The 14,196-nt window shown below is 38.8% G+C and carries 13 protein-coding genes and 1 pseudogene; 3 read left to right on the plus strand and 11 right to left on the minus strand.

Annotated features, from left to right (window positions below):
• Window positions 1-28 precede the first annotated feature (28 nt).
• The 4 genes from H5201_RS01440 to H5201_RS01455 form a co-directional block, all read right to left on the minus strand.
• Entirely contained in the window at window positions 29-742 is a 714-nt protein-coding gene (locus tag H5201_RS01440; RefSeq protein ID WP_310736214.1) for a LuxR C-terminal-related transcriptional regulator, read from the minus strand.
• A gap of 172 nt (window positions 743-914) precedes the next feature.
• Window positions 915-2,411, minus strand: a complete 1,497-nt coding sequence (locus tag H5201_RS01445; protein WP_182783558.1) for a trehalase family glycosidase — start codon at window positions 2,409-2,411, stop codon at window positions 915-917.
• Complete coding sequence (locus H5201_RS01450) at window positions 2,408-3,658, minus strand: sugar MFS transporter (protein WP_182717637.1); 1,251 nt, start codon at window positions 3,656-3,658, stop codon at window positions 2,408-2,410. Before H5201_RS01450 ends, H5201_RS01445 begins: the two co-directional genes overlap by 4 nt.
• 101 nt (window positions 3,659-3,759) lie before the next feature.
• Window positions 3,760-4,767: a LacI family DNA-binding transcriptional regulator gene (locus tag H5201_RS01455; RefSeq protein ID WP_182717638.1), complete on the minus strand. Its 1,008-nt coding sequence runs from the start codon at window positions 4,765-4,767 to the stop codon at window positions 3,760-3,762.
• Window positions 4,768-5,023: 256 nt separating this feature from the next.
• Here H5201_RS01455 and H5201_RS01460 point away from each other — a divergent pair, with 256 nt between their 5' ends.
• On the plus strand, window positions 5,024-7,294 hold the full coding sequence (locus H5201_RS01460; RefSeq protein ID WP_182767330.1) for a TonB-dependent receptor: 2,271 nt from the start codon (window positions 5,024-5,026) through the stop codon (window positions 7,292-7,294).
• Between the two features lie 57 nt (window positions 7,295-7,351).
• Here the strand turns inward: H5201_RS01460 and H5201_RS01465 are convergent, their stop codons facing one another.
• The 4 genes from H5201_RS01465 to H5201_RS01480 all read right to left on the minus strand — a co-directional run bounded on the left by H5201_RS01465 (window position 7,352) and on the right by H5201_RS01480 (window position 10,309).
• On the minus strand, window positions 7,352-8,557 hold the full coding sequence (locus H5201_RS01465) for a sugar efflux transporter (RefSeq protein WP_220496100.1): 1,206 nt from the start codon (window positions 8,555-8,557) through the stop codon (window positions 7,352-7,354).
• Between the two features lie 123 nt (window positions 8,558-8,680).
• Window positions 8,681-9,286, minus strand: a complete 606-nt coding sequence (locus tag H5201_RS01470) for a GDSL-type esterase/lipase family protein (protein WP_182717639.1) — start codon at window positions 9,284-9,286, stop codon at window positions 8,681-8,683.
• Between the two features lies 1 nt (window position 9,287).
• Window positions 9,288-9,812, minus strand: coding sequence for a DsrE family protein (locus H5201_RS01475; protein WP_182783561.1), 525 nt, complete (start codon window positions 9,810-9,812; stop codon window positions 9,288-9,290).
• A gap of 32 nt (window positions 9,813-9,844) precedes the next feature.
• Entirely contained in the window at window positions 9,845-10,309 is a 465-nt protein-coding gene (locus H5201_RS01480; RefSeq protein WP_182717641.1) for a flavodoxin family protein, read from the minus strand.
• Between the two features lie 97 nt (window positions 10,310-10,406).
• On the opposite strand from H5201_RS01480, the gene soxR reads away from it, so the two are divergent.
• Together soxR and H5201_RS23530 are read left to right on the plus strand one after the other, a co-directional pair.
• A complete protein-coding gene (gene soxR / locus H5201_RS01485; RefSeq protein ID WP_182717642.1) occupies window positions 10,407-10,868 on the plus strand; it encodes a redox-sensitive transcriptional activator SoxR in 462 nt (153 codons plus the stop codon).
• 186 nt (window positions 10,869-11,054) lie between these two features.
• Window positions 11,055-11,203 (plus strand): annotated as a pseudogene (locus tag H5201_RS23530) (ISAs1 family transposase); the annotation flags it as partial.
• A 313-nt stretch (window positions 11,204-11,516) separates the two neighbouring features.
• Here the strand turns inward: H5201_RS23530 and H5201_RS01490 are convergent.
• From H5201_RS01490 to H5201_RS01500, 3 genes are all read right to left on the minus strand, one after another.
• Window positions 11,517-12,002 (minus strand): hypothetical protein, encoded by a 486-nt coding sequence (locus tag H5201_RS01490; RefSeq protein WP_182717643.1) that lies wholly within the window; start codon window positions 12,000-12,002, stop codon window positions 11,517-11,519.
• A gap of 18 nt (window positions 12,003-12,020) precedes the next feature.
• Window positions 12,021-12,797 (minus strand): hypothetical protein, encoded by a 777-nt coding sequence (locus H5201_RS01495; protein ID WP_182717644.1) that lies wholly within the window; start codon window positions 12,795-12,797, stop codon window positions 12,021-12,023.
• A 744-nt stretch (window positions 12,798-13,541) separates the two neighbouring features.
• Window positions 13,542-13,970: a GNAT family N-acetyltransferase gene (locus H5201_RS01500; RefSeq protein ID WP_182767331.1), complete on the minus strand. Its 429-nt coding sequence runs from the start codon at window positions 13,968-13,970 to the stop codon at window positions 13,542-13,544.
• Window positions 13,971-14,196 lie beyond the last annotated feature (226 nt).

Consider the following 14,196-nt stretch of genomic DNA (forward strand, 5'->3'; position numbering starts at 1 on the left):
TAATTGGGCGTATATTATGTTTGATTTGTCAGTCATGCAACGGTAACCGTACCGCCATATAGCGCTGTGCCCAATTAGATAGCTCAATACGATTTCGTGAGTTGGTTTTTTTAAATGCGCTATAAAGGTGTGTTTTTACGGTGTGATCACTGATATTTAACCGCTCTGCGATACTATGATTATTCGCCCCTTGTGCGAGTAAATGGATCACTGACTTTTCACGTTTGGTTAGATTTGCTAGTGCTTCATGTTCACTATCAGCATCGTAGTTAGAATGTGGCTCAAAACGACTTACCATGGCGAGCACTTCATTAAATGTAGAAGAAATAATCTTGCGACTGAACCAGAGTTCATCATTAATGATCCGCATTAATCCGGTAAATACGTCTTCAGGAAGATCATTGTTATAAAAAACTCCCTTAAAGTTATTAAGTAATAAGTTTTTTTCACAAATAGCGTCAGAATGCGCATTAAACACAATTACAGGTTTCACTTTGGCTAAGGCTAATAAGTCTGCTGGTATTAAATTTTGCCAATTGCAGCCGCTGCTATCAATTAAGAAAAGATCAAACTCATTACGGTTGTCATTATGGGGGAGACTGTCGTCCATTTTTACTTTACTAAAAAATGCATCTAGCGTTTTAATTAAGTATGGATAACACTGTGAACGAACTGGCATTTTAAATACGGTTTTGATAAATACGGAGGTTGGTTGAATCATTGCATCTCGTCCTTGAAACATTTCGTTCACAATACCTAAAACAACTCCAATGTTCAACCTATTTCACTCAAATCTATTGATTTATAAAGAGAATAAAAATTCTAGACGTCTAGATACTTGACTGCCAAGTAGTTTAAAAGTCAACCCTTTTAACTATAAAACCTATTTAAATCAACCATTTGTTACTAATTTGTTACTTTATTAAATGATAAAATCGAGAAGTAACTCCATTGGTCCAACCAAAGCCTTGCTGCACTTTGTACTCGCCACCTCCAGCTCTATTTTCAGGCTCATAAACATTGTATTTTTCGAGTAGACAGTGGTCGGTTTTAAAACTGTTTTCTATCATCTGTAACCAATTGCTCATTATGATGTTTGCATCTGCAACAAAGCCATACTGGTGAAATCCGTGTACAGCAAACCACTGCAGTGGTGCCCAACCATTAGGGCTATCCCATTGCTGGGAAGTCTCATTGAGGGTTGTTACTAATCCGCCTGGTTTTAAAAAGTCACTCATAAGCTTATTTTTAACCAACACCGCCTGCTCTTCGCTGGCACAATTGACAAATAATGGGACGGTGGCGGCAAGCGACAGCACTGTAGATTGTTGCTGGCTTTGATAATTAAAATCAACAAAAAACCCCATATCAGTACTGAATAAATACTGATTAATTGCCGCACGTCTTTGAGCTGCTTGTTGCTCAAAATACTGTTGCTTATTTGTATTGTTTAATACCGCAAAATAATGACCCAGCTGTTTTTCAAGGTAATAAAGTAAACTATTGAGGTCCACAGGAATGATATCTGTGGTTTGAATACTGGTAAGCTTATTATTACCCAGCCAGCGACTACTAAAATCCCAACCAGACTCGCACGCAGCTCTAATATTTCTATAGTAATTAGCTCTTTGCTGTTCAGGAAGTAATGAGGCATCATGCAAATCTTCACGCAGTGATTCTGGCCGTGGTGTTGCTTGATCATCCCAATAACGGTTAAGTAATGCACCTTTTGCCATTTTTACTACACGCTTATGGCTTGATATTTGCTCACTCAGTAGCTCTGCCCCCTGCATCCAAAATGTATATTCTTGCTCAAGGGCAACAACGCAATCAGTTAACCATGCAAAGTCACTATTTTTACAGTATTTTGCTTGCCAAATTAAATCAACCATCAGCGCTAGAATAGGAGGCTGCGAGCGAGAACTATAGTAACTGCGGTTGCCATTGGGAATACAACCATTACGATTTTGCAGATCAATAAAATTAGCAAGCATGGCTTCGATACTGTCTATATCGCCAATATCTTGCAAACCTAACGCAGTAAAATAACTATCCCAATAATATATTTCTTGAAAGCGCCCACCCGGTACTATGTAGCTGTGTTTAAGTGGTAATAAAGAGCTGGCTTTAGCTGTGTCTGCATTGCGATGCAAATACGGCCATAAATTAGCAATATAGCTTTGCACACTATCGCTGCTGCTTTGCTGAGTTGGGAGCTGTGTTGATTCAAACGTAAAATGCTGTGCTACAAATTCTGTTAACTGTGGTGTAGTAAGTGGTTTAACGCGTAAGTAAAGGTCGCATGCTAACTGCCAACTATCATTAGCAATCGCATCAGCAAAAGTTTTACTGTCACTAAATATAGCCGCCAGTTGCACATCTAAAAATAATTGGCTATTTACAAAGTTCATATCGTTCCTTTTTCTGGCACTGCGCCTAAGTTTACTGTCATTTTTTTAAATAAAGTTACACTGATCAACAACAAGCTAATTGGGATCAAGGTAAGATAAAAGGCATGTTGGCCACTAAATTTATCAAAGATGAAGCCGGTAATTACTGAACCAGTGGTGCCGCCTAATGCTGAAAAAACCACGATAAGTCCGGTCATAGCTGCCTGCTGGTGAGCGGCTAACGCACTGAGCATCACAGAGTTAAGTAATGGGTAAAGAGGAGCCATAAAAAAGCCAATGAGCGGCAGCATGTATGCTGCAAAAGGCACATCAAATACACTCGTTACTTGGCTGCCATCAATTTCATGAGTCAGCGGTAAAACTAGTAGCACCAGCACGGCCATAGCAACCAAGCAACTTAACAACAAACTATACCAGCCAATAACGCGTAATATCTGCCCCGCCACTAGTCTACCTAGCGCCAGTGCTGCGGCAAACACACTGGCCAATTGAATACTAATATCAACTGGCAGCTTAAGTACTTGATTATTAAAAGTAGGTAACCAAGTCCCTACCCCTTGCTCAATCAACACATATAAAAATGCACTGATAATAAATATAACCACTAGAGGTTTATAAGTGAGTGTTAGCATGTCAATAAAAGCAGCTAATTGACTGGTACGTAATGTTGCTTTTTGAGGTGCTTTTATTGGCGCTATAAGCACTGTAATAAAAGCCATACCCGCTAACAAAGCCAGCAAATAATACACGTTCAACCATGCTGTATTTTGCGCATTACTACTATCAATAAACCATGAGAACACCCAATAGCCAGATAACACCCCAAGCATAAAAATACCTTCAATGGTGTTAAGCAATGCTGAGTGCTGATTGGCGTTATCAGTGACTTGGCCAATAACCGAGTAAACGGATACTTTCATAATCGCGAAACTGCAACCGATCACAGCAAACAATACTTTGAACGCATAAAACTGTGCAATTGAGGGCATTAACAAGCACATTAAGGCAACCAACCCCAACGCTACAAGCATGGCCAGTTTATAGCCAAGTCGTGGAATAAATGATGCAACAATAAAAGAAACTATTGCTATGGTAAGGTCTTTATAGCCTTCTAAAACAGAAGCTTGCGTTTTTGTTATGTCAAAACTATTGATGGCTTGTAAAATTACGGTGCCAACACTATTGAGTAAAATAGCGAACACGAAATAGCTACACGCCAACGCTATGGTTATTCTTATTGGGTTCATACACGTTAACCTGATGTTGATTTCTTTTAGCATAGTGTAGCGCAAAATAAAATGCAAACGTTTGCATTTTATTTCTAAATTGAGTTAACTCACCCTACAGTTTATCCTTTGCTAGATTGACGATTAATTAATTCTATTTCAACAACTTGCGATTCAGCTGACTGGCCTTGTAACTGCGCTAATAATTTTTCAACCAGTAATACTGAGGCTCGCTGAGTGTTTTGTTTAATGCTCGAAAGTGATGGGTGACTCACATCTGCCATGGCAATATCATCAAAACCAACTAACGTAACATCGTTAGGAATACTGATATAGCGCTCTTTTAACGCTTTCATAGCGCCTAGTGCCACCATATCGCTGCACGCCATAATGCCGTCGAAACATAAACCTTTCGCGACTAGTAATTGGTTGATCCCGTGGTATGCTGCGCTACTAGTAATATCGATAGACACTACGTGTGCTATAGCGTTAGCCGTATTTAGAGCCGCTAAATAGCCACGGTAACGTTCGCCAATTTCAGCATGTCCTGGGTCTCCCAAAAATACAATATTTTTAGCGCCACCTGCTAATAAGTGTTCAGTAGCAAGACGACCCCCAACAAAGTTATCACTGCCTACAATGGGATAATTACTGGGAGTTTTTGGGTCACCCCAAACAACTAAGGGCACGCCTGCATTAGCGGCGGCTTCAATGTTTGCCGGATCTTTGCCTTGCCCAACCACAATAATGCCATCAGCCCGACGGCTATTGATAAAGTAATTAGCCCAGTCATCACCGGCCATAAATGAGTTTGAGAGTAGAAGTTCTAGCCCTTGTTTATTCAACGCGAGGTTTATCTCTCCGACTACCTTAAGCAAAAAAGGGTCGTTAATTGATTGCTCAGTGCCACTGTCGAAATTTATGATCACTGCTACAACATTGGTTTTTTGTGAGCGAAGGCGGCTCGCAGCCGTATTTAAACTGAAGTTATGTTGCTTTGCTAACTGCTTTAATTTATCTCTAGTTTCTTTTTTTATCAATGGGTTATCATTTAACGCACGAGAAACAGTCGAGGTTGATACTCCAGCAAGCTTGGCTAGATCCGCTAACTTTAGTTGTTTGTTATTCATTGCTAAGTACGAAGCCTTCCTTAAATCGTGAAGTTGCAATATACCATCATTATTAAAATTAGGCTGCGCCAAGGCCTAAATTTAGTCATAAACATAACCGTGTATAAAAATAATACAGAAAGTTAAAAAAATAATTGCAAACGTTTGCATAAAGTTCTAAGGTTTAAAAGAACACAGCATTAACATTTCATTAAATTAGTTAGTGCTTTGTTATTTATAGTTTTTTAAATAACGAACAAAAAATGGGAATACCAACATGACAACAACACACACACCAAGCAAACTTGCTTGCGCTATTATTTTAGCGCTATCCAGTCAAACCGTGCTTGCAGATCAACCAGCAACAAGCGCGCAAACAACCACAGATAAAAAAGTTGAACGCATTGTGGTTTCTGGCACACCTGCAGGTATGGGCGTTCGTAAAATTGATGCCAGCTATGCTGTGACAAATATTGATGCTGAGCAAATAATTAAACTATCACCAAAAAGTACTGCGGACTTATTTAAAGCAGTTCCCGGTGTGTGGGTTGAAAGCTCGGGTGGTGAATCTGGCGCTAATGTATTTGTTCGTGGTTTTCCTGGTGGTGGTGATGCGCCATTTTTAACCCTAAGCCTTGAAGGCTCTCCTATTTACCCAGCACCAACATTATCGTTTTTAGAAAACTCATCATTATTTAGAATCGACGAAACCATTGAAACCATGGAAGCATTACGTGGTGGTCCAAACCCAGTGGTTTCTAACGGCCAACCGGGCTTAACAACCAACTTTCGTTTAAAGCGTGGCAGCGAAGATACTCAAGGCTTATTTAAATACACCACCTCTGATTACGATTTGCAACGTGTTGATGCTGTTTTAAGTGGCGAAATCAGCGACGACCTATATTTTATGGTAGGCGGCTATGTAAAAAGCTCACCAGGTATTCGTGATGCAGGCTTTACCTCTGAGAAAGGCAGCCAGTTTACGGTTAATATCACCAAAGAACTCGAAAACGGTGAAATGAATTTCTACACTCGCCAAACAGACGATCATGGCGCATGGTACTTACCAACACCACTCAATGTTAATGGCATTGATGCTGAATATACCCAACTTGGCACACTAAACCGCCAAGCGACCATTTATACCGGGCCAAATAATGACGCGCACCAAGTTGATATTGGCGATGGCCGCGGTTGGAATGGCCATGTATCTGGCGGTAGTATTAAACTTGAATTTGACAATGGCTGGAGTTTTTCAGACCGCTTTAATATCACCAAAGGCGATGCTAATACACTTGGTTTAGTGCCCGCAGGCTCCGCAACAACACTAGGTGAAGTGGCTGATAATGGTCAGTCTGCAACAGGCGCCGCGACAGGCACAGCTTATGACAGTGATACACCCGTACAACAAGTGGGTCGTTGGGTGGTACTCAAAGAAATTAGTTCATTTACTAATGATTTAGCATTTTCAAAGCAATTTGAAGACCTATCTGTTGCTGTCGGCTATTACACTGCAAGCACCTCTGCCAACGACTGGTGGAGCTTAGGCAATACGGCCTATCATGTTCTTGAAGCGGGTGGTGAAATGCTCAATGATATTACTTGTAATGAAAGCGCCGAAGGCTGTGACTTTAACTACGACATTAATTCATCAGGTGATGCACGCACTAATGCTTTTTATACCACGGCACAGTACAAGCTAAGCCAAGATCTCACTCTTGACGGTGGACTACGTTATGAAAGCCATGATGTACAGTACAGTGTTGATGAAGGCCTTGACGGTATTATCAATAAAACCGTTGATTACGATGAGAGTAAAACCTCATGGACAACCGGTTTAAACTATTCAATTAATGATGACATGGGCGTATTTGCTCGCGTTAACCGTGGTTATAAAATGCCATACTTCGATGATTTTAGAGATAACTACGTCGCATACCACCAAGACGGCGAGAAACTCATTAAAGAAGTCACTCAAGCTGAACTTGGCTATAAACTGATCACTCAAAGCACTGACTTTTTTGCCACTTTATTTACCAACGAAGTCAAAGGCGATACCTTTGTAAGTCGCCCAGACGTGCCCGCTGAAATCTTAACCAACGAAGCGTATGGTGTTGAACTTGATTACAACTTTAATCATGAATCTGGCTTTTCTGTTAATTTAAATACTACATTACAACAAACAGAAATCACGAAAAGTCCAAAAAATAAAGGCAAAGAAGCACAGCGCCAACCTAAATGGCAAGTACGTGTAACACCAAGCTATGACTTTGAAGTAGACGGCATGTACGCCACACTCTATGGTACTTTGTCAGCAGTGGATGACCGCTTTGGTAATAATGAAAACACCGTGACACTTGATGGCTACGAAAAAGTTGACTTAGGTTTTATCCTTGAGCCAATGGAAGGGATCAAACTGCAATTAGCAATTGATAACTTAACCAACGAGCAAGGTATTACCGAAGGCGACCCACGTAATGCTGACGCCCCCAATGGCCGTTACATTATGCCTCGTACAACACGCTTAAGCGTAAGCTACGAATTCTAACCCTCATCTCTCTGGATCAATACCCAAAGCCGTGGTGGTTAATACACTGCGGCTTTTTTAAATCACGTTTTGAACAAAAAGCTGCTCTTGCGACTCGCTCTCTTGGCGCTTTAAATAACTAAATATTATTAAAAAAGTCATAGCAATGCTTGCCGCAATAAGCGAGCCTAGCGTGGCAAAACGAAAACTAAACCACTGTGCAATTAAACCGGTACTGGCAGTACCAAGCATGACCCCTACTTTAATGGCATTGCCATAAAAAGCAGAGGTAAAACCAATTCGTGATGGTAGCTGCTCTTGTAAAATAGTCAGGCCGATACCCGCAAAGATCCCATAAAAAATAGCATTTACACCTTGCAGTACAAAGAATTGCCATACTTGATCGGCAAAAAATACGCCAATATAGAACAAAATAGCGCAACTAAAAGCAAAACCTAACAAGCCTGTTTTAGTGATGCGTTTACTGAGCTTTGCGCTATACAACATCACAGGGATCTCGATTAATGCCACCATGCCCATAAATATTCCAGGTATATTATTAGCAAAGCCCAGTTCATTTATTGTATAAAGCGGTAAGGCACTGGCGTACATAATATTGCCAATTGAACCAAAGGTTATAGCAGCCCCTAAGGCCCAAAATGATTGATTGATCGGCTGATTTGGCTCAGCTTTCTTAGCTCTGTCGTTAGCATTAACACTGGGCAAAAACTTCATTGCAAAAATTAATGCCAACAACGCAAACGTAGCTGCGGTATAAAATGAGCGACTAAAGGCAACTCCTGATGCAAGTAAATAGCCAAGCGGCGGGCCTGCGACCCATGCAAATGAAATTGCCGCTCTAAGGCGAGTATTAAACTGGGTGATATCAATATGATCTTGCTCATCAGCCCACTGGCGAGCAATAGTCATAACTTGCGGTATCGCGGCATTGCCCATTGAAAGCAAGAGTACTCCGGCAGCAAATACCTGCCAAAAAGACGTTGCGTTAGCGAATATGATTAACGCCATCCCCATGCCAGAGACCGCAATCATAAACATCTTTTTAGCGCTCACGCCCTTATCGGCCAATCCACCTAACCATTGGCTAAAAAGAATGCCCATCAAAGTGACACCTGTAGTGTACACACCCAAATATATAGGTGGACTTTGTAAGCCTTCAACAATAAACAAACCCATTAGTGGATTAACAAATGCGCCTATTAAGCCCGTTAATAAGCTTAACAAGATAAATACCACACCATATTGTTTGAATATCGACTTCAAAAAACACCATACAGACACTAAAAATAAGCCGCGCATTATACGTGGCTTTAAGTAATATTAAAATACAAAGCGGGTTGTTTAATAATCACGATATACTCTCTATAGTTGATGAGCAAAACCTTCTCATTGTGTCAATAAGCTAACTAAGTGCTCAGCAAGTAAGCTATGTGTAGCTGGTGCTAAGTGAATCCCTTCATCAGAACATGGATTTACTTGCGAATAAGCATCTAAAAAATTACATCGATGCAATTTTGTAACGTCAGCAAAGTGTTGTGCTAACTGTTGTGATTTAATTTCAGCACCAGCATAAATACGTTGATATTGATTAACTTCATAAACTTTAGGCGGGCTAATAATAATACGTTTTGGTAAAGTGGTATTACTATAAAAGTTATCTATCTCAAGCAGTAACTGATTTAAGCCCAGCGAAATTTGCTCTGGTGTTAAGTCAAAGCGCGCTTTTAAATCATTAGTACCGAGTTGAATAATAACAACATCAACAGTATGTGCTTCCAAATACGGTTTTAAATACTTAATGCCCGATTTGTCGCCCATAAACGGGGGATTATTGACTAAAGTACGATTAGGCTCCCCGGCTTCAATCACTTCAAAGCCTGTGCCCAACAGCTGCTTTAATAAAGTAGGCCAGCGTTCAGTTTCGCTCAGCCGTTTCCCATCAACAGGAGAAATACCAAAGGTATTAGAGTCGCCAAAACACAAAATATTCATTTTAAAATGGATTCAGCGTGTAGCCTTGTTGCTGTAACTGCGCATGAGCGGTCATTGCCGAAAGCGCCATTTTCACCCCTGGGATAAGCTGCTCTGCTGCTACCTTCATATGCATTGCCGACTGCCCGCACACATACACAACCGTGTTATTAGCGAGTAGCTGGGTGATCAAAGACTGGTTTTTATTATCAACATCAAAGCGGCTTTTATAAACGCTGTTTTCCAGCACATCAACACTCGCGCTACCGTGTACAACGAGAGCTAGCTGGATGTTTTCCGGCTTTACCCCATGGGTAACATGCATATTGATAAAGCGCGCTAACGAATTAATATGATTATTTTGCGCGCCTTTTTCAGCGCCATCTCCTACATCAAAGGCAATTTTAAACTGCGCTTGGCTTAAGTCTGATACATGAGCTGGTACATTGTAAAAATAACCAAAGTCATTGATAACAGGAGTTGGCTCAGCAGCGATCGTTGTTAAGCTAGTTGCAAGAAGGCCAAAGCCTAAAAGTGAAGTTTTCATAAATCATCCTTTTTTGTTTAGCCTACCCGTATTTAACCAGCCTGTACATGTGAATGAGCTTTAAAAGTCATTCCTAAATAATTAAAGGTTTGTTTAAACATGTCTATAAATGCGTCTGGCGCAGAGGGAGATGAGGCATTAGACAATAGTGAAAACTGTTTTTGACGTAAAGTTCTAAGCTTCGGTTTTAACGCCTCGTCATCCATGTAATCTGTGATCCTATCCATAAATGCTTTCATTTGTGGCGTGGTGTTATACCAGTACACAGGCGATGCGAACACCCAATGTTCGTAGCGAAGTAACACTTCAAACAAATTATAAAAATCATCATTGTGATACTGCTTATCGTAGCGATAAGGTGAAATAACATAATCATCTAAGCAAAAAACAATGCCGCTTTGTTGCTTACTATAGGCATTAACTTGCGCCGTAGTATTACCGTTTTTACGGCCACTTGAATAAATAATAGCGGTGTTATGCATTGATTTTTCTTGCATTTTATTTCTCCTTTTTTATGGTTGCAAAGAGCATAAAACCTCAAGTAAGATTGAGGTCAACCTTAAAAATTGATTTTTAATAAAAAAGAAGAAAACTATGACCGATCAACAAAAAAAACTTGTTGAAGCTAATTTAACTGTGGGCTTTGTAGCTAAACGCAGCGGCGTAAAAGTCTCCGCACTACACTTTTACGAAACCAAAGGCTTGATCCGCAGCTGGCGGAACAACGGCAACCAACGCCGTTATAAGCCTGATGTACTGCGCCGTGTGGCGGTCATCAAAGCAGCGCAAGCAATGGGCATTACTCTTGAAGAAATCAAACAAACCCTCGCCACTTTACCTGATAAACGTACCCCCACTAAAGAAGATTGGTCAACATTATCAAAAAACTGGCAAGCACAACTTGATGAACGTATTGCTTTTATGCAGCGCCTACGCGACAGAGTCGACGGCTGCATCGGCTGCGGTTGCCTGTCAATGACAAAGTGCCCGATTTACAATAAAGACGATTACTTAGGCGATACCCAAAGTGGTGCAGTGCTATTAGTAAATGATTAATCTAAAACCTCATACAATTTTCAGCTAAATACACAGAGCAACAAATTATAAGCGCTAAAACATAAGAATTTTTCGATTTTAAATTAACAGTAATCAATCAGATAGATGTGATGTGCTTTATATAGTTAGCGCATTTGCATGAGAAAGTAGCGTCATTTTGGCAAAACCCCCTGTTGATAAAAATAGAATGAAATAACATCGTTACCGAAACGCCTTGTATTACTAGAGATAAAAAGTGCTTAGTAACGATTGATACAATGGATGTCAAAAACCAATTGCAGAAAAAATAGTTAGTAAAGAAGCCAATTACTTACTTGCAGTGAAAGCGAACCATAAAGAGCTACTGTCGCAAATAGAAGACGCTCAATTGCTTGAGATAACACAACAAGCGTATGAAGGAGTTTTGTTTAATGAAGCCGATTATCCAAGAAATAGAGAAGAAATTAGGTGCTCTGCAGTTAACTATAACGTAAATGATTTATCAAAAACGATACACTGGGAAGGCATAAAACAGTGGGTTTATTGTCTCTTTTAGAACAGAATAAGGCAATGTAAGCAATGAGGTTTTATAGTGTTTAAACAGGTAAAAATAAGGTTAGTAATGATCTATGTGTAACATTAACATAAATCATTACTGTAATTTATAAATTAATAAAGTGCTTTAATTTTCTTAGCAAAATCAGAAGCATTACGAGACATTTTATGTCCAGTCTCAACAGTTAAAGCGTTATCTGCTAATGAGAACTCACTTGCAGAGTCTGAAAAGTCATCTTTAGCTGTAACATTTATTTTAGTTAACTTAGCAATCTCTTCTTTATAATCCACATCATCTTTACAAATTGCAGAAAGAGCCTCAAGTGTTGCAACAGTTCTTTGGCCTGAATGAGCAATAACCCACTGGCTTTGATAATTATCTTTAGCTAATTTATCTTTATTCGCGGCGATCATTTTTTTATAATCTTCCCAATCGACTTTTACATCTAGTGAAGCATTACCACAAGCCGCTTTAACTTTATCAACCTCTGCTGAAATACTAGCATCAGCTGCTCTAATAGCCTTTTTGTCTTTAATAGATGCATATGAAGCTGTACTAAATAACGTAATAATAATACCCGCTAAAATTTTATGTTTCATTTTCTTTCCTTGTAGTGATTAAAATATATCGTAAATTAGTTTATAACTGGTTTCTGGCAAATTAGTAACATCATCACCAATTTCAATAATCAGCACACTGTTTGACATTTTTGCTTGATGCTTATCTGCTACAACAGATGGAATAAGCTGAATTTTTTCTATCCCTTGTACAGCCTCCAAATAATCGTGGTCGATGGTACAAATATTTTCTAATGCATTCATATAAGCCGATAATTTTGCAGGACTAGTTTTTAGTTTTTGAGATTCAAACTGTCGCCAATCTATATCGATTTCAATATTCGTTTCACATGTTGTAGAAAATGAACTAACTGATTTTTCAATAAGTTTTTTGGCAGCAATTTTACTAACAACATTTAATTGCCTTACTTGATATTGCTCTTTGACTTTATTAACTTTTACAATATCTGCCAAGCCGGAATAAATAACTTTTGTAACTGTATCATTATCGAGATATACACTTGAATAAGAAACTAATGTTCCTGAACGAACAGTTTTATGACCTTCATTTTTAAAATTAACATCCGGCATTCCAAGCAATTTTAAATAATAACCATCACCAATGTCATTCTTGAATTTTTTATAAAGTAAGGTATTACCATCATAATGATGTTCAAAGCCATTGTAATTTACATAGTAAGTATTTTCATCCTCAGCTGGAACAACTGTCAAAGTAGCAGAAAATTCAGAGTCAAAGCTATGGTAAACCTTTGGGTTTTCTTGAGCCATAGTTGTAAATGAAGTGATAATTGTTAAAAATATAAAAAGATAATTCATGATCGATAGTTAATCCTTTAACTTATATGTATTAAAATAATGCAGGTAATAGTAACTTTAAATCCAATTAAAATTGACTACTAAATAACAACGTTACTATACGCAATCATAAATCAAAATTCAAAATTTTATTACACTAAAATAAGAAACAATAACAACATGATAAATTAATTTTTTGTAACCCTATAACTTATAATATTTACATACATTCAACTTACGATCATCGAAACAAAGTAAAGTTGATTAGGTGAATTTTTGCCACAGTATTTTACCAAATTTGATCTCACTTTCAGAATTAGTGTTATCCGCGTATTTCCACGGGAACTTGAATACCTCTGACGCGTTAGCTTATTTCACTTACCAGTCAAAATAAAATAAGCCATATATAGACACTCCCTTGAAGTCAAAGCGAGCTGGTTTATAGGTTCGTAAGGCGCACAACCCACAACGAGTGTGTAGACTGCCGTTCATATGGAAATGATAATAATGAAAGCTGTAACCTGAACTCAGGACAAGGCGGTAAACATTACACCAAGAATGTACAATGCATTTTCTGGCGTAAGCATTGTTTGCATTTTACTAATTAACTGACTCTAAAAACCCAGTAATAGTATTATTTATTGATACTCTCTAAAGTGCTCACATTTTTAATAAAACGGCTATAAATACAGAATAAGGAGTTCAGCTGTAAAATAATAAAAGTATTTAACTGCACGCATTAAAACGTTCAATCCATACTTAATTTTACCGCAGTAATAATTTTGAGTACCCGCCAACTAAACACTTTTCCATTGCGAGATTGGGGCTTGCTTGGCTTTGAAAACCAAATTGTTGATAAAGTGAATGAGCGTCTTTTGTTGCCAGTGTAAAACGGCGTAATGATTGCAATTCAGGGTGACTCATTACATGATCCATCAGCTTTTTACCCAGCCCTTGACCTCTAAATGGCTCTAACACAAATACATCCAGTAAATTTGCAAAAGTGGCTTGGTCAGTCACCACTCGTGCAAATGCCAATAGCTGTTTATTTTCAATTAATGCAAAGCACAGCGAGTGTGCGAACGCTTTTTCTAACCGTTCGCGACTAATGCCTTGACTCCAATAACTTCGCTCAGATAAAAACTCAAACGCTTGGGTAAATTGTTGTGGTGACAATTGGTGAGTAAATTTCATTTTATTTCCCTACTGAATGCTTGCATTGGAAAGAAAAACTAAAGGAATTGATGCCGCAAGAAACAGTGACATAACCCAATTAAAACGTTTAAAGATATTTGGCTAAGGGATCCCCAAAAATAATTATTAAGTTTCAATTACATCACTCACATCCATATTTTTCCAATCGATTTGCACTACTACCTGTACGAAATAGGCTAGTCCTTCCAAATAATCTCGCCGTCGC

This window comes from Pseudoalteromonas sp. SG43-6 (assembly GCF_014164365.1).
GTDB lineage: Bacteria > Pseudomonadota > Gammaproteobacteria > Enterobacterales > Alteromonadaceae > Pseudoalteromonas > Pseudoalteromonas rhizosphaerae.